Genomic DNA, 21,873 nt, shown 5'->3' with positions numbered 1-21,873 from the left:
GGGTAGGGGAGACTGATCATAGATGAGAATAGATAAGAGAATGCTTGAAGATATTCCGGCATGGCTTGCTAGGCAGGATGATATTCCTGGCGGATGGCTATATATTGGAGATGAGAAGGAAAGATATCTTCTGGGGCAACCTGGGAGAAGGAACATGCTTGTGTTTGGCGTTAATCCAAGCACGGCATCAGCGGGAGAAAATAATTTGGATCCCACTATTAAAAGAGTGCGGAAGTTTGTTCAAAAGGATCCTACCTGTGATGGATGGATCATGGCGAATCTTTACCCGCTAAGGGCAACGAACCCCGACGATCTGCCTGCCAAGGCGGACAAAAAACTTATCGAGAAAAATCTCAAAGTTCTGGATGCTCTTCAGAAATCTTACTTCATTGACAAGGTTTGGGCTGCCTGGGGAGATCTCATTGATTCAAGGGATTATCTTGGCAACACGCTTTATGACATTCAGGACATTATAAAAGAGGCTGAGTGGTACCACCTTGGAAGTACGACCAGATGGGGGAATCCCAGACATCCGTTGTATTTGAAAGGAGACTCTGAGTTTCAGTGGTTTCCGGTTTTTGATTATGCCTGCGAATGCAGAGATGGGGATATTTGGTGATGAGCATGGATGTAAATGAAAAAGATTGGAAGCTTTTCAGAAAGAACCTTCCTGACTGGCAGGAAAACTACATGGAAAAGTTGATTAAAGAATATATCGAGTTTCTTAGCGGTGACGGACTTGCATCTGACAAGTTCTGGGAGCTTGAAAAGAAGATCAAAAAAGATAAGAAGAATCCAGGAGTTCTGTTGCAGGATGTCAGAAGATCCAACTTTCATATGCATCTGGCATCATTGGTGGGATATGAGGTTATCTCTATGAAGGACCTCGAGGGAATCAGTGACGAGACTAAAGAAATAGTAGAGCGTATGCTTAGGTGACTCATGATGGATAAGGTTGAGAATGCTATAAAGCGTATAAATGAAATGGAATCTATCTTGGATGAAGCTTTGAGAAGAATGGATAACGCTGAGGAAGCACCACAAGATCTCTTGGAATATCAGACAGAGATCAAGAAACTTGATGAATATTATTCCAGCCAGGATTGGAAAGATGATTATGCCCTGGATGAAGAGGGGCTTTTGCCAAAAGATCTGAAGCGCGGAGTGCTCTCTGAGGATGGAATTTATGATGCGCTTGAGCGGAACAAGGAATTGATGGAAAGGATAAGGGGAACGAGAATGGTTAAACATGTGATTTTATGGACACTTAAGGATGAACTTTCTGCAGAAGAAAAGATGACAATTAAGCAGGGAATCAAGGAAGGCCTTGAAGGATTAAAGGGCAAGATCCCTGGAATCGTTGATATCAAGGTTAATATCAACGGCCTTGAGTCTTCAAATGCAGACCTTATGTTGGATTCAACTTTTGAGAACGTAGAGGCACTTAAGGGATATTCAGTTCATCCTGAGCACGTAGCTGTAGCTGATTCCAAGGTAAGACCTTATACCAAGATCAGAAGCTGCCTGGATTTTGAGGTTTAAAATGAGATATATTGACTCATTTAAGTTTCCAGGAGTGGAAAATGAAGAGCAGTTTGTAAACTATATAAGAAGAACGTGCTATACCTCGTTCTATCCGTTTGGGGTGTTCGCAGAGAATGAGCTGCGGGAGCTGTCTTTTTCTGAAATAACGATTTTGTATGGAAACAATGGCTCAGGAAAGAGCACAGCCCTGAACCTTATGGCAGAGAAAATGAAAGCCGAAAGAGATACATTGTTCAACAGAAGTAGTTTCTTTGGTGATTATATCGGTATGTGTGATTTTGAGATGCCACATGAAGGCAGACCTGAAGAAATCAGGATGATTACAAGTGATGATGTATTTGATTTTATGCTCAACTTAAGAGCACTGAACGATGGCGTTGACCGGAAGAGAGAGCAGGCTTTTGATGAATGGATTGAGAATAAGCATTCAAAGTTTCAGATGAAATCATTGGATGATTATGAGCTGCTCAAGAAAGTTGTGGATGCCAGATCCAAGACACAGTCAAAGTATGTCAGAGATACGATTGGAAATAACATTATAGAGCACAGCAATGGAGAAAGTGCTCTGCAATATTTCTCCGAAAAGATTAAAGATAATGGACTTTATCTGTTGGATGAGCCTGAAAACTCACTCTCGCCTCAGAGGCAGTTGGAATTGCTTGAGTTTATCCAGAATTCAGCAAGGTTCTTTGGATGCCAGTTTATAATAGCAACACATTCCCCATTTTTGTTGGCGTTAAAAGGTGCACTGATTTATGACCTTGATGAAAGGCCAGTAGATATCAAAAAGTGGACGGAGCTTGAGGGAGTAAGGACTTACTTTGAGTTTTTTGAAAAGCATAAAAACGAGTTTTGATGAGGATTTGAACATGAATGAAATGGAAATGAAAGCAAGAGCAAATCACAGAAACGGAAATAACTGTTCTGCATCGCTCGCCATGGCATTTGCAGAGAAGCTAGGAATGTCTGAAGCTGAGGCTAAGAGCTTTGCCCCGGCGCCAAGGAGCATAGATGGAAAGAAAATGATATTCCAACCGAGGCGAATCCAGTTACATTGGCGCTTCTCTACAAAGCGGCACAGGAGGTCGATGAAGCAGGCGACACACAGCAGGCTCTTGACTGTTACAGGATGGTCTATGACCTGACAGCTGATGAAGAAGTTGGGAAAATTATTAGCAAGATAGTAAGGTGAAAACTGATGAATGAAATGGAAATGAAAGCCCGACTTATTGTTGATGATATAAAGAACGAAGAGGGTACAAGCCCTGTTGTCATTTTTAAGAGAATGGCAAAGAAGGAGTATGTGAGTATCCACGGACCGGAACACCACATACTTGATGGAGCATGTCTTTTGGTGGCATTCAAGAATGCCGGTGGCGACATAGATCTTGATGAAGCCCTTGAAAAGCTGATCAGAGAAGGACTTAGGATGTCTGGAGCAATGTGTGGACTTTGGGGAGTCTGCGGTGCTGTAACATCAATCGGTGCAACTCTTTCCATAATTGATGGAACTGGGCCTTTGTCTGTTGATGGTACCTGGGGAAATCATATGCGGCTCACATCGGCGGCTCTCAGCGACCTTGGGGAGATAAACGGTCCTCGCTGCTGCAAAAGAGACGCCATGATTGCCTTTAAGAATGGCATAAAATATGTGAATGAGCACTATGATGTAAAGCTGGAGTACGAGGAGCAGGAATGCGAATTCTATTCCCGGAATCAGCAATGTATAAGAGAGAAGTGCCCATTTTATCCTGCATAATAAACGAGAGGAGTGTATGAAAAATGTCAGAGTTTAATGTTGGGGTCTGTAACGACAACGAAGTTATAAAAGAGATTTTCAAAGAGTATTCCCAGATAAAAGGTGCGGAGAGCTGCTTTGTCTCTTTTGACAAGGAGCTTGCTGATCTGGATGGATATTACAAAGGTGGAGCACTGCTCCTTGGAAGCGAGGACGGGACTCCTGTTGGAAGCATTGCTATCAGGAAGATTGATGATGTTATCTGTGAAGCCAAGAGATTATTCATCAAGCCTGAGTTTCGCGGTAAAGGCTATGCGAGAGTAATGCTCAATACCATGCTTGATAAGGCAAAAGAGCTTGGATTTAAGGAAGTTACTTTTACTACCAAGCCTGAAGTGATGAAGGTTGGATACGAGCTGTATAAGCGTATGGGCTTCGAAGAGGTTGGAGAGAAAGACGGAATCGTCAGCATGAGGATGGGATTATGAGATATCTGAAATGGCTGAATTTGATACCGCTTATTATGTTCTTCATAGTAGATCAGCTGAGAGGAACACTTATCAGCAGGTATTTACTTATCATAATTGTTGCACTTGGAGTTATGAATATGTTTCTTGCAAAAAGCATGAAGGAGTATGTGATTTCTTCTCTGATGCTTGTTGCATCCACGGTAGTGGGAATGGTTCTTTACACGTATTATTACTACTATTTTGTCAGTGCTAATTCTGAAGCGCCGATTTTTGGTGCGGCTCTCATGATGGTTTATGGCTTTATAGCGTTTGTAGTTGTCGCGGTTGGAACTGTTGTGGTGGTAATAAAAGAGAGAATGGCTGAGAAAAAGAAACAATGAGACGAAAAGAGATTTTTATCGTAGCTATGCTAATGTTTGCCCTTGTGTTTGAGGGCTGCGGAGCTAAAACTGAATCGGATGTGACAATTATCGGTGGTGCGGATGGTCCAACATCTGTTTTTCTTGCTTCGAAGAATGACAAGAATAGTTACACACAGATTGACCAGGAGACGGCGAAGCTAATGATGGAGCTTGACGATGACCATGTGGTCGTGGATGAACAGTACAAACGTGGGAAGATGGACAAGGATACATATTTATCAGAGATGAAGGATGTTACCTCCAAGCTGGAAGAGCTGCGAGGCATTCTTACGGAAATTGAAAAAAGAAAAACGACAGGAGAGTATAACCTGAATGCCAGCATTGAAGTGGAGAAAAAGCTGAAGGCTGTCGTGGATCTTGATTCATTTGATAGTGATACGCTTAAGCTTATTCTGGATAGAGAATTTCCATCAGCCTGCCGGAATGTACCAGACAAACGGTAACAGAGAGAAAAAGAAGCTGGAAGAAAGGCAGGGATGATTATGTTTGGAACAATATGGATGTTCTCAGATCAGATAGATGATGAGGATCTTCTATTTGCTCAGAAGTCATTCATCACTATCACTATGGCAATCGAGTATTACGGAATGAGCTATAAAGCTGTCAATCATGCAGCTGATTGTGCAGGTGCCATATATAAGTAATAGCATTTGGAAATGCAGTTCAATGTACAGGAAAACTTCAGCTCAAAAACGTGAGACAGTTTTATGCATTGATATCAAAGGCTATATCAGGGCTGAGACATCATTACAATGTGATTGTCGAAGATATTAGCGATGAAATATTTGCAGAATTGGAGAAAGTTTAATAGCTGGTACAGCGATAGCATATTACAGCAAGCATCACGGCAATACAAAGAAGGTGCTGGATAGATAAAACAAATTAAAAAGACAGCCGTGTGGCTCGGTTAGGGGATCACATCTAGAATAGATCCCAGGCTCTCGACTGTCTCTGATCACTATAACAGATGCTGACATGTTTGAACATATCATAAAAGATACTAAAACAATTAGACTGGCTTCGGCTGGTCTTTTTGTGTTATGAAAAAGTTTTACTGACATTTAAAAAAATTAGCCCGTATAATGAATTATGATTCAAATGAAGGAGGAAACCATTTATGAAATTTGCTATGTTATGTTGGACCTTTGGGTTCTTGGGGGAATTTCTATATCTGTTATAGGAGTTGTATTAACAAAGCAAAAAAGGAGATTTATAGATGGAATTTAAGACAGTTATAGAATCAAGAGAGTCTGTTCGTAAGTACAGTAATCAGAAACCAAATGAAGAACAGGTTAAATATATTTTAGAAGCGGGACGTATGGCGCCAACTGCTTTCAATAAGCAGCCACAACGCATATATATATTAAAAAGTGAAGAAGCACTTCAAAAAATGGATAGTGTTCATCCTTGCCGTTATGGAGCACCTATGGTTATATTGGTATGTGCTGACAAGGATGCTGCTAGTAATTTTCAGGGTGGAAACAGTTATTTAATGGATGGAACAATTGTTGCAACACATATGATGCTTGCTGCTACTGATATTGGATTAGATACTTGTTGGGCTGGAGTCAATGATGTTGAGCAAACACAAAGAGTCTTTAATTTGCAGAAAAATATCTATCCTATCTGTTTTTTGGATTTAGGATATCGCTCTGATGATTTTAAAAGTCTTTTAGGCAATAAGAAAAGAAATTCCTTAGATTCAATGATTAATATTTTATAGGCACGGAATAATACGTAATCAATTCAAGTAGAGAGTTTGAACTTGCGGAAGTTAAGCTTTTAATAGAGGCTATTCAGTCATCAAAGTTTATAACTAAGAAGCTATGATTGTAGCTTTTGAAGACTTATCTTCGGTAGTAATTGGATCCGTGGTGTTTTTAATCGGATTCGGAATTGCCTATTGCATTTATAGTCATAGATACCAGGAAATCATTATTTTCCTCGTTGTGGGAAGGAGCCATTTGACAGAATAATTGCTGTCTGATGGCTCTTTTTTCTGATATATTAGAACTATGCTTTTTGGAGGTGTTTAGAAATGCTTTTTTACCTTGTAAGACATGGACAGACAGATTGGAATAACGAGAAAAGAATGCAAGGGCATATGAATATCCCTATGAACGATGTAGGTATTCAGCAAATAAAGGACCTTGCAGATCAGATGGTTAGAGACAAAGTCAGATTTGACAGATTGATTGCCAGTCCTTTGGACAGGGCAAAGCAAAGCGCTGAGATTATAGCTGAGAAGACTGGCTTCAAGGATGAAATTGTATTTGACGATGATTTCATAGAAAGAGATTGTGGGCTTCTGGAGGGCGAAGTATGGTATCCGGAGCTTAATCTGGAAGATCCCAAATATAAGATGGAAACAATTTCAGAGCTATGTGAAAGAGCTCAAAGAGCGCTGGATAAATATGATTTTGCTGAAGATGAAAAAATAATGATTGTAGCTCACGGGGCAATATTGACAGCTGTAAGAACGGTATTATCAGATTATAAGATTGATTACTATGACAGGGCAGAGCCGGTTATTCAGGGAAATATTCTGTGCTGCAAAAAGGAAGAAGGAAAAGAAACTTCTTTTTTCAACATGTTCTAAAGCCAGTTGATGAAGCAGGAGAAAAGGATAATGCCACACGTTGAAATTAAGTGCTTTTCAGGAAGAACAGAAGAGCAGAAAAAAGAATGCGCGGAAAGAGTTGCGGAAGTAATCGCTGAGACGCTTGGATGCAAGACTACGAGCATTTCTGTTGCAATCAAAGATATTCCGGAGGAAAGCTGGAAAGAACAAGTATGGGATAAAAACATTGTTCCGGATGATCAGTATTTATATAAAAGACCAGGATATACATGTGAATAAATATCTATGAGGTATTGAATTAATGATAGAGTATCGAAAGGCAGTAGAGAACGACAGAGCAAGTATTGAGGAACTGGGTGCTGAGGTTGAAGTGATATGTAAGATTGGAGTAGTAAGCGATTATTACAATCTGATTCACAGGCATAACATCAATAATTATTATCTTTGCAGAGTTAAATCTTTTGGTGATAAACACCTGACACAGGATGAAATAAGCGTGCTAAGGACTTACTTGATGTAAAGGAGTAGAAGCTTCTTTGTGAGTTGGATAAACTATTGTAATACATTAAGAAAGATTGATGAAGGACGAGACTTAAATGAGCAGTGACATGATAATCAGTGAAGCAATAGAGTATGTTAATAAGCTGTTTGCAGGGAATTCCGATGGGCATGGAGCAGATCATACCATGAGGGTATATCACAACGCTCAGATACTTATGGAAGCATACCCTGAGGCAGATGGTTTTGCAATTTCATTAGCTGCATTATTACATGACGCTGATGATTATAAGCTTTTCAGCACAGAAAACAATGCAAATGCCAGATCATTTATGGAACAAAAAGGCCTTCCGTCAGAAATGGTAGAACAGATCTGCAAAATTATTAATTCCGTGTCATTCAGCCATAACAGAGGCAGAAGGCCCGAAACACTGGAGGGAAGGATTGTCCAGGATGCAGACAGACTTGATGCCATTGGAGCGATAGGGATTGCCAGAACATTTGCATATGGCGGGAAGGCTGGAAGGGGCTTGTCAGACTCCATAAAGCATTTTTACGATAAACTTCTTTTGTTAAAAGAAGAAATGAATACTGATGCAGCTAAGGAGATGGCCCAAAAGAGGCATGAGTATATGAAAGATTTTCTTGAAGAATACTATTTGGAAACTGGGTATAGGTACGAAGGATGATGGATTACAGAATAATAGATGGTGCAGAGAATATGAGAATGGAAGATATCCAAAGACTCCTTAAGATGGCTTGTATAGAAAATTTGGTTTTGAGTTAAACACAGAGCGTGCAATGATTAAGTAGAGGGTAAAAACGATGCTTATAGGAATCCTTTCAGATACACATGGACTATTAAGGCAGGAAGTGATTGATGGCTTTAAAGGTGTTGATCATATCATTCATGCCGGAGACATAGATAATAAAGCAGTCATTGATCGGCTTGAGGAGATTGCTCCCGTTACAGTTGTGAGAGGAAATGCGGATAAAGAGTGGGCTGAAAATCTTCCGGAGACTGCGATAGAAGAATTTCTTGGCAATAAGATCTATGTTATTCACAACAAAGGTAAAATTCACGATGATCTGACGGGGATAACAATTATCATATATGGACACAGCCATAAATACAGCCTGGTAGAGAAAGATGGGCAGGTCTGGTTTAATCCTGGCTGCTGTGGAAAAAGGAAACCGGAGCAGGAAGTGTCTTTTGCCCTTCTTGAGATATCGGGCTCTGGACAGTTTGAGTTTAGAAAAAGAGTCATAGATAACTCGGGTCAGGATTCAAGGCTTCCAAAGGATATAGACAGGATTATTTCCAAGGCAATGGACATGACAGATAAAGGAAAAACGCATAAAGAAATTGCCAAGAAGCTAAAGATATCAGAAGAGCTTGCAGAGAGCATTTGCAGAATGTACCTGACGCATCCGGGAGTTGATGTTACGGGGATTTTACAGCGGATAAGCTGAGAGGTGCCTATAAATGGAACTGAAGCGAATTGGAATTGAGCAAAAAGAAGCGATAAAAAAGCTGTTTGTAAGTGTGTTTACTATAGAACCATGGAACGATGACTGGTCAGATGACAAGCAGTTGGATTGCTATATAGATGATCTGATTGGACAGGGATATTACAACAATCTGCGGGTCATACTTTGATGTGCCCTTTGGAGATGGAATATTTGATGCTGCAGTTTCTGTGGAATCGTTACATCACTTTTCAAAAGAGGAAAAGATTCCTTTATATTTGGAATGTCAGAACAAATGCATTTTATTCTAAGCTTGGGTATATAGAAGCAAGACGGGATAACGAGTTTATTTATTATTCTAAGAAACATGAGTGAAAGAGGTAAGTATGGCATCAACTAAAGAGTATCTGGATTTTATCTTAGAACAGCTTTCGGGGCTTGATGAAATAACATATAAGGCAATGATGGGCGAGTACATCATCTATTATCGTGGCAAGATCGTTGGTGGTATCTATGATGACCGCTTCCTTGTAAAGAACGTAAAGGCAGCCATAGACAAGATGCCTGACGCTGATCTGGAGCTTCCTTATGAAGGGGCAAAAAAGATGCTGCTTGTTGATGATGTTGATAATAAGAAGTTTCTTAGAGATCTTTTGGAAGCAATGTATGATGAGCTTCCTGAGCCCAAGAAAAAGAAGTGAGGCAGAAATTCATGTGGAAGATAAAGCAATTTTTTGATGGGGACTTTGGCTGCGAGGAGCTCGCGCCAGGAGAAAAGCCAAAGGTCTCAGTAACACTTGAAAACGAAGAGGGCCAGACAAAGTTTGTATCTGTAGAGGATGCATGGCTTATAGATAGAGGGCTTAATATAGGCGATGTTTGGCCTGCGGAGTGAAAGAATGAATAGTTACGATGAAAATCTTTGCATTTGGGCTGTGAGTTTGGGATAGTGGGGAGTGATTCATATCTAACTGGATGGTTTTCATGATGGAGCAATTATCGTTTTTTGAGGAAAAACACAATGATCCACGGCCTCCGCTGGCACTTAACTGGAATCTGTGGCATGGATGCACCAGAGCAAGTACAGGGTGCCTACATTGTTATGTTTACCGTAGAGATGAGTCCATAGGAAAGGACCCTACAGTCCTTCATAAGACAGATAACTTTAATCTCCCAATACGAAAACTAAGGTCAGGACAGTATAAGGGCATGTATAAGGTTCCATGCGGGTCACACATTTATACATGTTTTTCTTCAGATTTTTTTCATCCCGATGCAGATGGATGGAGAAAAGATGCCTGGGAAATGATGCATGAGCGTTCAGATTGTACATTCTTTATGATTACTAAAAGACCTGAGCGTACCGATGGGCGACCGCTCATCGAGGAGGTTTCCGTAGGTGGAGAGTCAGGAGCAAATGCAAGGGTCTGCGATTATAAATGGGTAGAGAAGGTATGGTTACAGTGTAAAGAGAACGGAATCTCATTTTATTATCACCAGACAGGAGCAAAACTGTTGTGAGTACATTTGGAGTTCCGGTTACAGTAGATACACTTTTAAATGAAGTGAAAATAGAAGATTATGATGCGTTGGCTATTCCGGGCGGATTTGAAGAATATGGATTTTATGATGAAGCTTTTTCCGAAGAAGTATCTGAATTAATAAGAGGGTTTAACAGCCAGCATAAACCTATAGCGTCTGTCTGCGTTGCAGCTCTGGCACTTGCTCATAGTGGAATCCTGACAGGAAAGAAAGCAACAATATATCACTTAAATGGTGGAAACAGGCAGAAACAACTAGGTGAATATGGTGTTGAGGTAATAAATGAGCCTATCGTTCAGACAGATAATATCATCACATCATATTGTCCACAGACTGCTCCGGGAGTTGCATTTTCTCTCTTAAGCATTCTTATGGGAGAAGAAAAGATGAGCGAAGTACGTACAGCAATGGGGTACTAAGGAGGGAAAAGTGAAAATACTTTTGGCTGACCAGAATAATCTGGAAGATGTAAGAAATATAAAGAGATCGAGTATAACAGGATTGAAACAGAGAATGGAGATTATCTCTGTTATGATGTGATGATGCTGGAGAAGGCTGATGATAATTCAGGATATTGATAAAGGAAGGCCCTTTGACTGGGGCAAAACATCAGAGGATTATGCCAAGTACAGGGACATTTATCCGCAGGAGTTTTATGAGTACATTTTGCAGCTGGGTTTGTGTAAGGACGGACAGAGGATACTTGATATAGGAACCGGCACAGGGGTACTTCCGAGGAACATGTATAAGTACGGCGCGAAGTGGACGGGAACTGATATTGCCGATAATCAGATCAGGCAGGCAAAAGAACTTTCTGAGGAAGCCGGGATGAAGATCGATTTCTTTACATCCAGGGCAGAAGAAGTTTCTTTTCCTGATAATACATTTGATGTGATAACGGCATGCCAGTGCATATGGTACTTTGACCATGATATTACGGCGCCAAACTTTGCAAGAATGCTTAAATCGAAAGGCAAATTTCTGATTCTTTACATGGGGTGGCTTCCATATGAAGATCCGATAGCAGGTAAAAGTGAAGAGATCATTTTAAAGCATAATCCAAACTGGACAGCTTATGGTGATACAGTTTATCCTGTCTGGGTGCCGGAGCAGTACTTGAGGTATTTTGATTTATTATCGCAAGAGCAATTCAGAGTTGACATTCCGTTCACAAAAGAGGGATGGCATGGAAGAATGCGGGCCTGCAGAGGCGTAGGGGCATCAATGTCACCAAAGCAGCTGGATGCATGGAATAAAGATCACATGGAGATGCTACAAAAAGAGGCTTCTGAGAACTTTATGGTAAAACACTACATATCAATTGCTGAACTGCAAGTGAAGGAATAAGGAATAATGATAAAACTTACAGATTACAGAAAAATCAACCATTTGGTTGATCAGATCAGAATAGAGAAAGTATACCCACTGTCCATTTTAGAGGGGATTCAAACGGGCGAGATATTTGTCGATGATGACGAGGCACCAACAGCAGCATTAGTGTGGCATTATTGCGGATTCGCCAATATCCTGGGGAGTTATGACGAGAACTTTATTGAAGAAACTATGAAGTTGATGCAGGATCCTCCGGAAGGTCATTCGGGACGTATGGCACTTCAAACCGAGAACGACTCTCACTTAGAGGAGATGATACTGAGAACTCCAACGGTTGCTAAACACGAGAGGTATATTTTTGAGTTTGAAGGAAAAAAAGACATTATTCCGCACACGCTGGATGCTAAGCTCAAGGAAATATCACACGATAATTATGAATTGATGAAGGGAAGGATCATCCCTTCTTTCTCATGGCCAAATAGAGAAGAGTTTTTTAAGAACGGTTTCGGGTATTGCCTGATTGAGGAAGGACGGATGTTGGCTTGTGCATTTGCTTCAGGTGTATCAAAAGAGTATGTGGATATCGGCGTAGAGACAGCAGAGGAATGTCGCGGAAAAGGGTACGGACGGATTGTTGCCGCTGAAATGGTAGAAGAAATTTTAAGAAGAGGAAAAACTCCGGTATGGGACTGTGATATAAGGAATGAAGCTTCGATGAGACTGGCCTGCTCGGTTGGGTTTGAAATAGTTGGGACTCATCCGTGGTATAAGAGTGAAAAGTGATGGAGATTTGTAAAGCCATGATAGTAATAAAAACTTCTTTTTTTCCGGCATCAAAGGAAAAAGTGTTTAACAAACTGCAGAAGCTGAAACTATTACAGTATATAGCCTGGCCATGGAGAGGTAAAATCGTCCAAATAAATCCAAGCGTGCCATAAAAGTACTACGATTTCTTTGGAGCCCAACGGCCTTCTACGGCGTTCAGTACCGAGATTGTACCTGGCGGACTTCCGCTCTATTCGCTTATTGGAGTCATTTAGTGTTGTCAAAATGTGGCAAAAAATGATTCAGATTCATGAGGAACAGTTGATCATGAGAAGATAATACCGGTTATCTTGCCTGACTCCAGAAGCAATAAATAAATCTAACTATATTAGGACATATACATTTTTCAAATGAAAAGAAGAATGTGTATGTCCTTTTTATATTCTTCTTTTCTTACACATCTTGGCCACCAAAGAAGGAGGCTTAAAGATGAATCGACCAAAACCACCACCAGTTGATTTAGACAAATATTGTGAAGGCAGATCCAGGAACTTTGTTTCCTATCAGGACGGAGCCAGGATGTATGGAATGAGTTATTGGGGCTTCGTAAGATTGTGCCAGGAAATTGAAGCCAACAACCCACTATGCCAAGCTTGCGCACACCACCATCTGTTTTTGGAATCTCAACTCGCCTGACTGGCGATGGGGTATAGACACCCTTGCTTTCGGCTATATCCTTCCCACTACCGGGCGGATTCGGGACTTTAACCCGTTAGAAACGTGCGCCGCTAGGCGCACATAGAAAAAGACTGTGCCCTCTTTTTTAGAAGGCACAGTCTTTTGACACTCACATCTTTTTAATTATTTAGAAGACGATTAATCTCATCAACCATGTCATTGATTGCACTAGCCTGCTGTGCAACATGCTCAGTATTTGTAGCATTATTTCCAGCCATGGTACTGATAGCCACAAACTGCTCGTTCTCACTTCTGATACTCTCTGCGATATTCTGGTTAATCTCAACAGTTTTTCTGATGATTTCTGACTGGCGTTTATGTGCCTCATTCATCTCTTCAATTGCATTAACCGAATCATTCAGCATTGTAGTCATTTCACTTATGTCGCCAAATACTGTCTTAAACTGTTCATTCTGTTCAGCAAGCTTATTGGCATTTATCTCAACCTGTCCTGTAATCTCTTCTACGTTCTTCTGAACTCTTTCAATTATTGCACCAACGTCCTTAAGTGAGCTCTGCGTGTTTTCTGCAAGCTTACCAACTTCAGTTGCTACAACAGCAAATCCCTTTCCAGCATCACCCGCTCTTGCGGCCTCAATTGAAGCATTAAGAGCAAGAAGGCTTGTTGATGACGAAATTCCCTGAATAAGTTCAAGCGTTGTTCCAATTTCTTCTACTGCCTTTAGAAGTCTGTCTGCAATATCTGTTGTAACTGCCATAGAATCAGAAACTTCCGAATTTATTCCCTGAAGATCATTTAATGATTTCTCATTTTCTTTTGACTTCTTAAGAAGGTTGTCAGATGTCTTCTCAACAGTCTCAACATTTTCTTCTACAATGCTTGCGCAATCATTAAGCTCTGACAAGTTTGCCATACTCTCATCTGCTTTATTACCAAGAATATTACTGTTTTTAACAAGCTCATCACTTGTTGCTGATAACTCTTCTGCTGAAGCGCTCTCACTTGATGAGATATCCAAAAGAGTTGTTCCTGCAGTTACCATCTTGGAAGATATTGAACGAACAGCATCCATAACACCTGTAACACGCCTGTTGTTCTCTTCAAGCTCATCCTTTTTGGCAGTAATCAAAAAGTGTGAAACAAAGAATAAGAACATTACAAGGCCGGCTAACGAAAGCACAAGGCCTACAACACACATGATTACATCTGTAATAAAGAGTTCGTCTTTTACTGGCAAAAGAGCTGTGCCTCTGACAAACCATGCAATAAACATAGAAACAATACAAATACTACCGGTAACGGACAGTAGCTTAATATCCATAAAGAATCCGATAAGTATCAGGAAGAAACATAAAAATCCCCAGAATGTTCTGGTCGGAACCATGTAAATAATGTAGTTCCACTGAAGGATAAGAACAACTGAGCAGAAAATCTTTCCTATTTGAAGTTTTCCATCTTTTAAATATCCATCTTCATCAAATGAAGACTTCAGAATCAGCATTCCTGTAATAAAGAAACACACATCCATGATACTGAAAATTATTACTGCGATCCAAGGGATAACCTGATAAAAGCCAATTGTCTTTTCTACTATGAACATTGCTGTAGCAAACATACAGGCCGATACCAGTGCAGTAATACCCCATTTAAAAACCGCAGACAGGTATACTTCAAAAGCAGATTTTTTATTCATTGATAATTACCTCCTGAGATAAATGGTTTATATTAACTAGATTGTCATAACTATAATACTAAATTCCGCAAATTCTCATAAGTAAATATCTATGAAATAATTATTAAAAAACTCTGCGTTGAAATGAATTATTTATTTCACCTTGTATCACCTGTCTTTCCGGCATTTAATTGCATACAGCATTACTTCTTCTTACATATATAAAGAAGGTGCAATCTTTGCCAGAGGAATTATCTAAAGATATATCTGAGCTATACAAAGAGATGGATGCGCAGGAAACTAAGGAAGCAAAGCTATACAAGTCTCTTGATAAGCTTGAAGCTCTTATACAGCACAATGAATCTCCTATAGATACATGGTCAGAAAACGAGTATGAGCTCTGTGGAATTACTTGTTTATCTTTTTGACAAGATAAATATTCTTGATTTTGTCGTGTGCGTGCGATAAAATCAACATAGAACATCGTATCAATATGATAACCGGAGGCGGACATGAATCATAATATATTGAAACGGGTCATCCTTGATCAGATTGAGATAATTCAAAGTGCTGAAATCATAGAACGTGACTATGACTTCGAAAAGAATGTCAATTATATTCTTGTCGGGCTTAGACGAGCGGGAAAATCGACACTTTTATATAAAATAGCCAGAGAACTTGTTGAAGCAGGATGCGATTGGTCTCAGATAATTTATGTCAATTTCGAGGATGACAGACTATTGGGGTTTTCAAAGGATGACTTTAATGACATCGTAGAGACTGCTTATGAGCTCACGGATGCCAAAGAGTTATACTATTTCTTTGATGAGATTCAGATCATTGACGGCTGGGAACATTTTGCCAGAAGAATGGCTGATCAGAAAAAGCATGTATACATTACGGGAAGCAATGCTAAGATGCTTAGCTCTGAAATGGAAAAGGCTCTTGGAGGCAGATATTTGTCCAAAATGATCATGCCTTTTTCTCTTAGTGAGTCACTGGATTACAAGGAGATAGCTCATGATGAAAAGGCATTTCTGACAACTTCTAAAGCTGCCAAAGTTCGCAGAGGATGCCAGGAATATATTTTGAGTGGTGGCTTTCCTGAAGCGCAGCTTTTATCCAACAAAAGAGAATATATAAAGAGTGTCTATGAGAAGGTTCTCCTTGGAGACATTATAGAGCGTGAAAAAGTGAATAATAAGATGGCCCTCAGGCTTATGATAAAGAAAATAGCTGAAACAGTGATGCATGAAATATCTTTCAATACGCTGGCAGGAAATGTAAAAGCAACAGGAATTAAGACATCAACAGATTCGATGATTGACTACGTTTCGTATGCTGAAAACGCATATCTCCTGTTCAGAAACAGGAATTATGTCTCGAAGTTTGCAGAAAAAGAGAGCACTCCAAGGTTTTATTTTTATGATAATGGCATTTTGTCATTGTTCCTTGTAGATAAACCATCAGCGCTATTAGAGAATGCAGTTGCGGTATATTTAAAGCGTAGGTTTGAAGAAGTATATTATTTCAAATCCAGGCAGACGGGAATAGATATTGATTTCTTTATTCCTGAAGAAAACTGTGCTATTCAGGTTGTGTATAGTTTAGAGACAGCAGAAGACAGAGAGACTAAGAGTCTTGTATCTTTTGCAGAGAAAACAAAGGGGATACGACGCCTTATTATAGTTACTAATGAGGAAGAACGTACGATTACGAAAGATGGTCTTACCATAGAAGTGATACCTGTTTATAAGTTTATTATGGGGGTAGCATTCTGATTGAATATTATATTTTTATATAATGCAGCAGGTTAGGAGTTATATATTTCATGAAAACTATCATTTTCACAATGGGAACAAGAGGAGATATCCAACCGTACATATATCTTGCAAGGGCTCTTAAGAAAAACGGACATGATGTTAAACTCGGTTCTCATCCCTGTTGGAGAAAACTTATTGAAGAATCGGGTATTTCTTTTCTTCCCGTCGGACCTGATATTGATATAGAGATGGAAGCAGCTGTTATCAGAGGTAAAAGTTCAAATGCTGCCCTTAGCATGCTTAGGACAATGAATTTCATATTTAAGATCATTCAGAATTCAACGAATGAAATATATGAGGCATGCAAAGGAAATGATCTTATCATAGTAAGTCACAGTCAGATGGGAGCAGTAGAAGCAGAGGCCTTGAATATTCCCACAGTAAACGTGACTTTGCAGATTGAAATGATCCCCGAAAAGAAAAAGCCGCAGACATTTATTAATAAGCTTATCGGGGGCTTGATCGGTAAACAGATAAACAAGCCATATAACAAGATCAGAAAGGTTTATGGTCTTAAAGCGATGAGAGTCGGTGATTCCCTGATGTCTCAAAAACTCGACCTGATCCCCATAAGTAAATTTGTTGTGACAAGAAGCCCGTATTGGGAAGACCAGCATATTTTGACAGGCTATTGGTTTGAAGAAGAGGAGGTATATTCGCCAAGTGAGGAATTAACAGCCTTTCTTAAAAGTGGTGAAAAGCCTGTTCTGCTCGCACTCGGCGCAATGTCATTCGAAGATAAAGCAGAAACGGATAAACTGGATATGTTTGTCAAAGCATTTCAAAAGGCGGGATGCAGGGCAATCATACAAGGCTTTCAAAAATCACTTGAAGAGTATAAACTTCCGGAAACAATGATATCTGTTGGGAGTGTTCCTCACAGCTGGCTCTTCAAACAGTGCAGCTTCGTGATTCATCACTGTGGTTTTGGAACATCTGCTGCAACCATGATCTATGGAATACCGTCTATACCGGTTCCTCATGTGCTGGACCAGATGGGATTTGCAATGCAGCTTAGAAATTTAAATGTGGCCACGGAACCATTGAAAGCAAAGGAGCTGACTGAAGAAAATATCTATAATTCCATTGTTCAGATGCAAGATACGTATGATGAAAAAAGCAAAAATGCAATGGAAATATCTGATAAGATCAGGACTGAGGGTGGATTGTCTGAAACAGTGCAATTAATTGAAAGTGTTATATGATTTATCTTCTTTTGGCTTCTATCATAAAAGCACTTTATTATAATAGTAGAAAATCTCCATTAATGTGCGTTCACAAAAACGGTTGGTTTCGTGAACACTTTTTTGTTATAAGGAGTTTTTTATATGAAGTGGCTAATATTTCATTTCAGAGTTTTAATGAATAGCTTATGTACATTTCAGATTATGCTTTGTAAAATAATTACGGGCAAATAATAATATATGTGAGGAGAATGAAAAGGTTTATCATGGGGAATTTAATAAGTGTGGCTAAAAGAAACTTAAGCCGAAGGGTTCTGGTGTTGACATTGTGCGTATGCTTTTTTATGGGAGTGTTTAGCATGAATGTTTGTGCCGGGAATAAATTTGCTTACGATTACGGCGTTTTTCTATCGGTAAATGCCGGAAAGAGTGCCATGAAAAAGTTCGGGGATTATAAGACAATTGTCCTCGATGTTCAGAATGGCTTTTCATCAAAAGATATTAAGAAGCTAAAGAAAAAGGGACATAAAGTCTACAGCTATATCAATGTCGGAGCTATAGAGAATTATCGGGATTATTACAGCAGATTCGAAGATATAACACTTGGTGTGTATGTTAATTGGCCTGATGAAAAATGGGTCGATGTCTCAACGGAGAAATGGCAGAATTTTATCCTGAATGAGCTTTCTACGGAGATAGATGAAACCGGAGTAGATGGTTTTTTTGTAGATAATATCGATGTTTATTATCTGTATCATACTGAAAACATATATGCCGGTGTGGAAAATATTCTCAAAGGTCTTAGCAAAAAGGGAAAAGTCATAATCAATGGAGGAGATACCTTCATCACAGAATATTACGAGAAAAATGGCAACCTTAACGGGATTCTTGATGGTGTAAATCAGGAGACGGTTTTTTCAAAAATAATTGATTATGATAAGAATAAGTTTGGGAAAAACGACTCCGATGAAACGAAATATTTCAAAAAATACTTAAAGACTGTAAAACGTGCCCATAAAAAATGCTATCTGCTGGAATACACCAAGGATAAAAAATTGAGCAATAAAATAAGAGAATATTGCAAGAAAAAGCATTACAAATACTATATTTCGGGGCGTCTGGATTTGTCCTGAAACTAAAAAATGTATTTCACCTTACGAAAAGTGCAACTCACCTGAGTTGTGCTTTTTTGTGGGGGAAATGACTGCCGTAAATAATATCTCTTTTTTCGTAAAGCAGGGTGAGCTGTTTGCGTTCCTTGGAGAAAACGGTGCCGGTAAATCAACGACAATAAATATGCTGAGCACAATACTTCCAAAGTCATCAGGTGAAGTCCTTGTTATGGGACACGAGCTTGGAAGAGAAGATGATTCCATCAGAAAAGAAATCGGAATCGTTTTTCAGAATTCAGTTCTTGATGGGAAGCTTACAGTTAAGCAGAATCTTCTCACAACCGGAACTTACCTATATATCAGCGTGCGATATCGATTCTGCGACAGATTCAATTGATGAGTATATAAAGACAGGATTCTTTAAGTCACTCGATGTCTGCGGCGGCGAGAATATTCGACCATTTGAAGCTTTTATTCCCCTGTATCGAAAAGCTGAACATTACGGACTTACTAAGATAATACATGTTGGTGAGTCGGGATCTGCAGATGATGTAAGAAAAGCAGTTGAAGTGCTGGGACTTGATGAAGTTCATCACGGGATTGGTGCTGCCACATCAAAAGATACCATGCGATTTTTGGCGGATAATCACATATAGCTCAACGTTTGTCCCTCGAGCAATGTGATGCTTCGCTATGCCAAAGATTATGAGCATCATCCAATAAAGACGCTGGTTGAAAATGGCGTTGAGGTGACAATCAATACCGATGATCTTCTGATTTTCAATAGCTCTATAGAGAATGAATATCTCAAGCTTTACAAGGCAGGAACTTTATCGGTGGAGCAGTTGGAAGAAATAAGACTCAGAGGATTGAACGGGAAAAGGGAACTACTGTGAAGATATATTACAGTAAAATGTACTAAGGTACAAATTGCATGATATCTTAAAAATAACAAAAACACTGAGAGGTACAAAAGGTAATGCAGAAGTTTTTCAAAAATCATACAGTGCTGGCAATTATAGTAGCATTTGTTTTAGATTTGGTTATACATGAGGCAATATGGCAAATTATAAAGATATTTCGGTTATCGTTTGGGGCATCTAATGTGGCGTTCTTTGTTAGGGAGATAATAACCAAGGTTTTGCCGTCATTTTTCATAGCATTTATCATAGGAACAACGGATTCATTAAAAAAACCATTTAGAAATTTAGGTAACAGTCTATTATCAGGTGCAATAATATTGGCTATATCAATTATGGGAACTGTTGTAACTATAGTGGATACAATTAATGGTTTTGCCAGGTTTAAATCAGTAACTGAGATCTTTTTTTATATTTGTTTTGTCCTTATGATTGGCCTTTCTGAGGAATTGTTCATGAGAGGAACTGTAACGCAACTTATCATGGATAGGCTTGGTATAGAGGGAAAGAGAGCTGTACTATCCGTAGTTTTGGGAGCACTGTTTTTTGGGATATATCATTTTCGAAACTATTTTGCGAACGGGAATATTAAGGCGACATTGATTCAGGTTCTTGCTAATACAATGTTTGGATTATTGATGTGTGCAATATATGTTAAGTGGCAGAATCTACTTGGAATGATTATTCTTCATGCTGCTTTGGATTTTATGACACTATCGAAGTACGGACTAATAGCTGGGAAATCTATTGCTGATAGAGCATCAAGCACTGGAGGAAATCTTAGACAGACGATAGTAAGCAATTCAGTTTTTGTGATTGCTGCAATCATTGTGATGATTCATAAAAAGAAGGGTTTCCAAACTTGATACTAAACAATGTTTTTAACATCGTAGTAGTAGAGGATAAAATTGGAAGATATTGGAGGACAGTATGTCTGAAAGACCTACACTAACGTTGGGATTAAAGAGACAAGATTTTCTTGAATATTATTACCTGAAGGAAGAACTTGTAAAGTTCTGCCACGATAACGGGTTGCCTGCTTCCGGCGGAAAACAAGAGCTTACTGAGAGGATTGCATACTATCTTGATACGGGGAAAATCAAGAATTCATCGGGGACAGCATCTACTAAAAGAAAGGCAAAGATAACCACTATAACAGAGACCAGTAAAATTGAAGAGAACATTATTTGTTCGGAGGTTCATAGAGCCTTTTTTAAGAGCAAAATAGGAGAGTCATTTTCTTTCAATGTGACATTTCAAAAATGGCTCAAAGCGAATTCTGGGAAAACATATGGTGATGCCATTGATGCTTATTATGAGATCAAAAGAACAGCAAAGCAGGGGCAGACCGTTATTGGAAAGCAGTTTGAGTATAATACCTATATCAGGGATTTCTTTGCAGATAACAAAGGTGCTTCGCTGGATGATGCTATAAGATGCTGGAAGTATAAGAAAAGCCTCAAAGGTCAAAAAAAATATGAGAGATCTGATCTTAAAGTGTTGGAACAGTAAATCGGAATAAAAACCATCGAATATCAGCATGATTGGTTTTTTACGAGCTTATCTGCACACAGTCGATAATGATTGTGTGCAAATTTTCTATTCAGTATAATGGTAGAGTCTTTATTTTTTTAAATGACACGTGTAATCATTTGCAGCAGAAGAAATCACATGTTTTTTTTAAAAAAGTTGTTGACCGTAAACGCTTGAAAAGTGATGATGTGGATATTGCATCCTTCGATGTAGATAAGTATTGGAATGTCCTGGAGGATGCAGAGCGCAGGGGCAATAAATTTATGGACATTGCCAGGGATATAGCAGATACAGAGAAAAAGACAGTATTTAGTTACATGGGTTGGACAGACATGAATGGTAATCTTTATGATTTTCCGAAAAGTGTTATAAAGTTTATCGGTCTTATATTTATTTTGGGAATAGCATGTTGTTTTATGATGTATCAGCGAGAAAACTCCTTCCGACATAGTCGGTGGGGGATGAATCGCTGGCCCTCAGCGTTTCGCTTTGCTGTATCGTCCTGTTCTTTCATATTTTCTTTTGTGGTCATCCGTGCGCTGGCTTTCTATATATTTTTTCACTGT

33 protein-coding genes and 3 pseudogenes are annotated in these 21,873 nt (G+C 39.3%); 35 read left to right on the top strand and 1 reads right to left on the bottom strand.

The window, feature by feature from the left end; translation table 11 throughout:
* The first annotated feature begins 22 nt into the window (after positions 1-22).
* The 26 genes and pseudogenes from G630_RS22355 to G630_RS25960 form a co-directional block, all read left to right on the top strand.
* A complete protein-coding gene (locus tag G630_RS22355; protein WP_022762083.1) occupies positions 23-619 on the top strand; it encodes a DUF1643 domain-containing protein in 597 nt (198 codons plus the stop codon).
* Entirely contained in the window at positions 619-939 is a 321-nt protein-coding gene (locus G630_RS0116145) for a hypothetical protein (protein ID WP_330361229.1), read from the top strand. The genes G630_RS22355 and G630_RS0116145 overlap by 1 nt, the downstream gene beginning before the upstream one ends.
* 3 nt (positions 940-942) lie before the next feature.
* Positions 943-1,212: pseudogene (locus G630_RS25875) on the top strand (DUF4298 domain-containing protein); the annotation flags it as partial.
* Positions 1,213-1,239: 27 nt separating this feature from the next.
* Positions 1,240-1,542, top strand: a complete 303-nt coding sequence (locus G630_RS25870; RefSeq protein ID WP_026499182.1) for a Dabb family protein — start codon at positions 1,240-1,242, stop codon at positions 1,540-1,542.
* Position 1,543: 1 nt separating this feature from the next.
* Entirely contained in the window at positions 1,544-2,401 is an 858-nt protein-coding gene (locus G630_RS0116135; RefSeq protein WP_022762084.1) for an AAA family ATPase, read from the top strand.
* Between the two features lie 198 nt (positions 2,402-2,599).
* A complete protein-coding gene (locus tag G630_RS24835) occupies positions 2,600-2,737 on the top strand; it encodes a hypothetical protein (protein ID WP_155832013.1) in 138 nt (45 codons plus the stop codon).
* Positions 2,738-2,743: 6 nt separating this feature from the next.
* Positions 2,744-3,304, top strand: coding sequence for a DUF5714 domain-containing protein (locus G630_RS0116125; RefSeq protein WP_022762086.1), 561 nt, complete (start codon positions 2,744-2,746; stop codon positions 3,302-3,304).
* 23 nt (positions 3,305-3,327) lie between these two features.
* Positions 3,328-3,771 (top strand): GNAT family N-acetyltransferase, encoded by a 444-nt coding sequence (locus G630_RS22350; protein WP_022762087.1) that lies wholly within the window; start codon positions 3,328-3,330, stop codon positions 3,769-3,771.
* The gene (locus tag G630_RS0116115) at positions 3,768-4,133 is read left to right on the top strand and encodes a hypothetical protein (protein WP_022762088.1); all 366 of its coding nucleotides are present in this window, start codon (positions 3,768-3,770) and stop codon (positions 4,131-4,133) included. Before G630_RS22350 ends, G630_RS0116115 begins: the two co-directional genes overlap by 4 nt.
* Positions 4,130-4,618 (top strand): hypothetical protein, encoded by a 489-nt coding sequence (locus G630_RS0116110; protein ID WP_022762089.1) that lies wholly within the window; start codon positions 4,130-4,132, stop codon positions 4,616-4,618. The genes G630_RS0116115 and G630_RS0116110 overlap by 4 nt, the downstream gene beginning before the upstream one ends.
* 39 nt (positions 4,619-4,657) lie before the next feature.
* A complete protein-coding gene (locus G630_RS24830; protein WP_044928545.1) occupies positions 4,658-4,819 on the top strand; it encodes a DUF6462 family protein in 162 nt (53 codons plus the stop codon).
* 572 nt (positions 4,820-5,391) lie between these two features.
* On the top strand, positions 5,392-5,898 hold the full coding sequence (locus tag G630_RS0116095; protein WP_026499180.1) for a nitroreductase family protein: 507 nt from the start codon (positions 5,392-5,394) through the stop codon (positions 5,896-5,898).
* Positions 5,899-6,213: 315 nt separating this feature from the next.
* Positions 6,214-6,774 carry a histidine phosphatase family protein gene (locus tag G630_RS22340; protein ID WP_022763430.1) on the top strand — a complete coding sequence of 187 codons (561 nt, stop codon included), beginning with the start codon at positions 6,214-6,216 and terminating at the stop codon, positions 6,772-6,774.
* Positions 6,775-6,804: 30 nt separating this feature from the next.
* On the top strand, positions 6,805-7,035 hold the full coding sequence (locus G630_RS0116085) for a tautomerase family protein (RefSeq protein WP_022763431.1): 231 nt from the start codon (positions 6,805-6,807) through the stop codon (positions 7,033-7,035).
* Positions 7,036-7,057: 22 nt separating this feature from the next.
* A complete protein-coding gene (locus G630_RS0116080; RefSeq protein ID WP_026499179.1) occupies positions 7,058-7,276 on the top strand; it encodes an NUDIX hydrolase in 219 nt (72 codons plus the stop codon).
* A 76-nt stretch (positions 7,277-7,352) separates the two neighbouring features.
* Entirely contained in the window at positions 7,353-7,943 is a 591-nt protein-coding gene (locus G630_RS0116075; protein ID WP_022763435.1) for an HD domain-containing protein, read from the top strand.
* Positions 7,944-8,079: 136 nt separating this feature from the next.
* Positions 8,080-8,727, top strand: coding sequence for a metallophosphoesterase family protein (locus G630_RS23875; RefSeq protein WP_022763437.1), 648 nt, complete (start codon positions 8,080-8,082; stop codon positions 8,725-8,727).
* 13 nt (positions 8,728-8,740) lie between these two features.
* A complete protein-coding gene (locus G630_RS24385; RefSeq protein ID WP_196805810.1) occupies positions 8,741-8,914 on the top strand; it encodes a hypothetical protein in 174 nt (57 codons plus the stop codon).
* Between the two features lies 1 nt (position 8,915).
* A complete protein-coding gene (locus tag G630_RS25865) occupies positions 8,916-9,035 on the top strand; it encodes a class I SAM-dependent methyltransferase (RefSeq protein WP_242829221.1) in 120 nt (39 codons plus the stop codon).
* A 75-nt stretch (positions 9,036-9,110) separates the two neighbouring features.
* Positions 9,111-9,425 carry a TfoX/Sxy family protein gene (locus G630_RS0116050; RefSeq protein WP_026499177.1) on the top strand — a complete coding sequence of 105 codons (315 nt, stop codon included), beginning with the start codon at positions 9,111-9,113 and terminating at the stop codon, positions 9,423-9,425.
* 11 nt (positions 9,426-9,436) lie between these two features.
* On the top strand, positions 9,437-9,619 hold the full coding sequence (locus G630_RS0116045) for a hypothetical protein (RefSeq protein WP_022763440.1): 183 nt from the start codon (positions 9,437-9,439) through the stop codon (positions 9,617-9,619).
* Between the two features lie 80 nt (positions 9,620-9,699).
* Positions 9,700-10,245 carry a DUF5131 family protein gene (locus G630_RS25635; protein WP_081668015.1) on the top strand — a complete coding sequence of 182 codons (546 nt, stop codon included), beginning with the start codon at positions 9,700-9,702 and terminating at the stop codon, positions 10,243-10,245.
* Positions 10,242-10,685 carry a DJ-1/PfpI family protein gene (locus tag G630_RS22325; RefSeq protein WP_049946265.1) on the top strand — a complete coding sequence of 148 codons (444 nt, stop codon included), beginning with the start codon at positions 10,242-10,244 and terminating at the stop codon, positions 10,683-10,685. The genes G630_RS25635 and G630_RS22325 overlap by 4 nt, the downstream gene beginning before the upstream one ends.
* 139 nt (positions 10,686-10,824) lie before the next feature.
* Positions 10,825-11,613, top strand: a complete 789-nt coding sequence (locus G630_RS0116025; protein WP_026499176.1) for a class I SAM-dependent methyltransferase — start codon at positions 10,825-10,827, stop codon at positions 11,611-11,613.
* A gap of 6 nt (positions 11,614-11,619) precedes the next feature.
* Complete coding sequence (locus G630_RS0116020; protein WP_026499175.1) at positions 11,620-12,381, top strand: GNAT family N-acetyltransferase; 762 nt, start codon at positions 11,620-11,622, stop codon at positions 12,379-12,381.
* Between the two features lie 471 nt (positions 12,382-12,852).
* Positions 12,853-12,987 (top strand): annotated as a pseudogene (locus tag G630_RS25960) (DUF6462 family protein); the annotation flags it as partial.
* A 233-nt stretch (positions 12,988-13,220) separates the two neighbouring features.
* Here the strand turns inward: G630_RS25960 and G630_RS0116005 are convergent.
* Positions 13,221-14,756 carry a methyl-accepting chemotaxis protein gene (locus G630_RS0116005; RefSeq protein WP_022763448.1) on the bottom strand — a complete coding sequence of 512 codons (1,536 nt, stop codon included), beginning with the start codon at positions 14,754-14,756 and terminating at the stop codon, positions 13,221-13,223.
* A 218-nt stretch (positions 14,757-14,974) separates the two neighbouring features.
* Between G630_RS0116005 and G630_RS22315 the strand changes: the two genes are divergently transcribed.
* The 9 genes and pseudogenes from G630_RS22315 to G630_RS25125 all read left to right on the top strand — a co-directional run.
* Positions 14,975-15,163, top strand: a complete 189-nt coding sequence (locus G630_RS22315) for an HD domain-containing protein (RefSeq protein ID WP_022763449.1) — start codon at positions 14,975-14,977, stop codon at positions 15,161-15,163.
* A gap of 84 nt (positions 15,164-15,247) precedes the next feature.
* Positions 15,248-16,516, top strand: coding sequence for an ATP-binding protein (locus tag G630_RS0115995; protein WP_026499174.1), 1,269 nt, complete (start codon positions 15,248-15,250; stop codon positions 16,514-16,516).
* A 50-nt stretch (positions 16,517-16,566) separates the two neighbouring features.
* Complete coding sequence (locus G630_RS0115990) at positions 16,567-17,763, top strand: glycosyltransferase (protein WP_026499173.1); 1,197 nt, start codon at positions 16,567-16,569, stop codon at positions 17,761-17,763.
* A 263-nt stretch (positions 17,764-18,026) separates the two neighbouring features.
* Positions 18,027-18,875 carry an endo alpha-1,4 polygalactosaminidase gene (locus tag G630_RS0115985; RefSeq protein WP_196805809.1) on the top strand — a complete coding sequence of 283 codons (849 nt, stop codon included), beginning with the start codon at positions 18,027-18,029 and terminating at the stop codon, positions 18,873-18,875.
* A 67-nt stretch (positions 18,876-18,942) separates the two neighbouring features.
* Positions 18,943-19,251, top strand: a complete 309-nt coding sequence (locus G630_RS23870) for an ATP-binding cassette domain-containing protein (RefSeq protein WP_026499171.1) — start codon at positions 18,943-18,945, stop codon at positions 19,249-19,251.
* Positions 19,160-19,750: pseudogene (locus tag G630_RS25470) on the top strand (hypothetical protein). The gene G630_RS23870 and the pseudogene G630_RS25470 overlap by 92 nt, the downstream one beginning before the upstream one ends.
* Positions 19,751-19,833: 83 nt before the next feature.
* A complete protein-coding gene (locus G630_RS0115970) occupies positions 19,834-20,640 on the top strand; it encodes a CPBP family intramembrane glutamic endopeptidase (protein WP_022763582.1) in 807 nt (268 codons plus the stop codon).
* Positions 20,641-20,704: 64 nt separating this feature from the next.
* A complete protein-coding gene (locus G630_RS0115965; protein WP_026499169.1) occupies positions 20,705-21,286 on the top strand; it encodes a DUF6434 domain-containing protein in 582 nt (193 codons plus the stop codon).
* A 140-nt stretch (positions 21,287-21,426) separates the two neighbouring features.
* Positions 21,427-21,873: hypothetical protein (locus G630_RS25125; RefSeq protein WP_196805808.1), on the top strand; the 447-nt coding region annotated here is incomplete at its 3' end.

It is taken from the genome of Butyrivibrio sp. WCD2001, assembly GCF_000424485.1.
Classification (GTDB): domain Bacteria; phylum Bacillota; class Clostridia; order Lachnospirales; family Lachnospiraceae; genus Butyrivibrio.
The sequence above is the reverse complement of the archived record's forward strand: the minus strand, read 5'-3'. Positions and strand labels throughout refer to the sequence as shown.

Coding starts and splice junctions, on each gene's coding strand:
- G630_RS0116025 (WP_026499176.1), top strand. CDS start 10,825: ATGATAATTCAGGATATTGATAAAGGAAGGCCCTTTGACTGGGGCAAA.
- G630_RS0116095 (WP_026499180.1), top strand. CDS start 5,392: ATGGAATTTAAGACAGTTATAGAATCAAGAGAGTCTGTTCGTAAGTAC.
- G630_RS0115970 (WP_022763582.1), top strand. CDS start 19,834: ATGCAGAAGTTTTTCAAAAATCATACAGTGCTGGCAATTATAGTAGCA.
- G630_RS0115965 (WP_026499169.1), top strand. CDS start 20,705: ATGTCTGAAAGACCTACACTAACGTTGGGATTAAAGAGACAAGATTTT.
- G630_RS25635 (WP_081668015.1), top strand. CDS start 9,700: ATGGTTTTCATGATGGAGCAATTATCGTTTTTTGAGGAAAAACACAAT.
- G630_RS0116075 (WP_022763435.1), top strand. CDS start 7,353: ATGAGCAGTGACATGATAATCAGTGAAGCAATAGAGTATGTTAATAAG.
- G630_RS24830 (WP_044928545.1), top strand. CDS start 4,658: ATGTTTGGAACAATATGGATGTTCTCAGATCAGATAGATGATGAGGAT.
- G630_RS0116045 (WP_022763440.1), top strand. CDS start 9,437: ATGTGGAAGATAAAGCAATTTTTTGATGGGGACTTTGGCTGCGAGGAG.
- G630_RS25870 (WP_026499182.1), top strand. CDS start 1,240: ATGGTTAAACATGTGATTTTATGGACACTTAAGGATGAACTTTCTGCA.
- G630_RS24385 (WP_196805810.1), top strand. CDS start 8,741: ATGGAACTGAAGCGAATTGGAATTGAGCAAAAAGAAGCGATAAAAAAG.
- G630_RS0116145 (WP_330361229.1), top strand. CDS start 619: ATGAGCATGGATGTAAATGAAAAAGATTGGAAGCTTTTCAGAAAGAAC.
- G630_RS23870 (WP_026499171.1), top strand. CDS start 18,943: ATGACTGCCGTAAATAATATCTCTTTTTTCGTAAAGCAGGGTGAGCTG.
- G630_RS23875 (WP_022763437.1), top strand. CDS start 8,080: ATGCTTATAGGAATCCTTTCAGATACACATGGACTATTAAGGCAGGAA.
- G630_RS0116005 (WP_022763448.1), bottom strand. CDS start 14,756: ATGAATAAAAAATCTGCTTTTGAAGTATACCTGTCTGCGGTTTTTAAA.
- G630_RS0115990 (WP_026499173.1), top strand. CDS start 16,567: ATGAAAACTATCATTTTCACAATGGGAACAAGAGGAGATATCCAACCG.
- G630_RS0116115 (WP_022762088.1), top strand. CDS start 3,768: ATGAGATATCTGAAATGGCTGAATTTGATACCGCTTATTATGTTCTTC.
- G630_RS0116135 (WP_022762084.1), top strand. CDS start 1,544: ATGAGATATATTGACTCATTTAAGTTTCCAGGAGTGGAAAATGAAGAG.
- G630_RS0115995 (WP_026499174.1), top strand. CDS start 15,248: ATGAATCATAATATATTGAAACGGGTCATCCTTGATCAGATTGAGATA.
- G630_RS0116050 (WP_026499177.1), top strand. CDS start 9,111: ATGGCATCAACTAAAGAGTATCTGGATTTTATCTTAGAACAGCTTTCG.
- G630_RS0116080 (WP_026499179.1), top strand. CDS start 7,058: ATGATAGAGTATCGAAAGGCAGTAGAGAACGACAGAGCAAGTATTGAG.
- G630_RS0116125 (WP_022762086.1), top strand. CDS start 2,744: ATGAATGAAATGGAAATGAAAGCCCGACTTATTGTTGATGATATAAAG.
- G630_RS0116020 (WP_026499175.1), top strand. CDS start 11,620: ATGATAAAACTTACAGATTACAGAAAAATCAACCATTTGGTTGATCAG.
- G630_RS0116085 (WP_022763431.1), top strand. CDS start 6,805: ATGCCACACGTTGAAATTAAGTGCTTTTCAGGAAGAACAGAAGAGCAG.
- G630_RS22355 (WP_022762083.1), top strand. CDS start 23: ATGAGAATAGATAAGAGAATGCTTGAAGATATTCCGGCATGGCTTGCT.
- G630_RS22350 (WP_022762087.1), top strand. CDS start 3,328: ATGTCAGAGTTTAATGTTGGGGTCTGTAACGACAACGAAGTTATAAAA.
- G630_RS22340 (WP_022763430.1), top strand. CDS start 6,214: ATGCTTTTTTACCTTGTAAGACATGGACAGACAGATTGGAATAACGAG.
- G630_RS0116110 (WP_022762089.1), top strand. CDS start 4,130: ATGAGACGAAAAGAGATTTTTATCGTAGCTATGCTAATGTTTGCCCTT.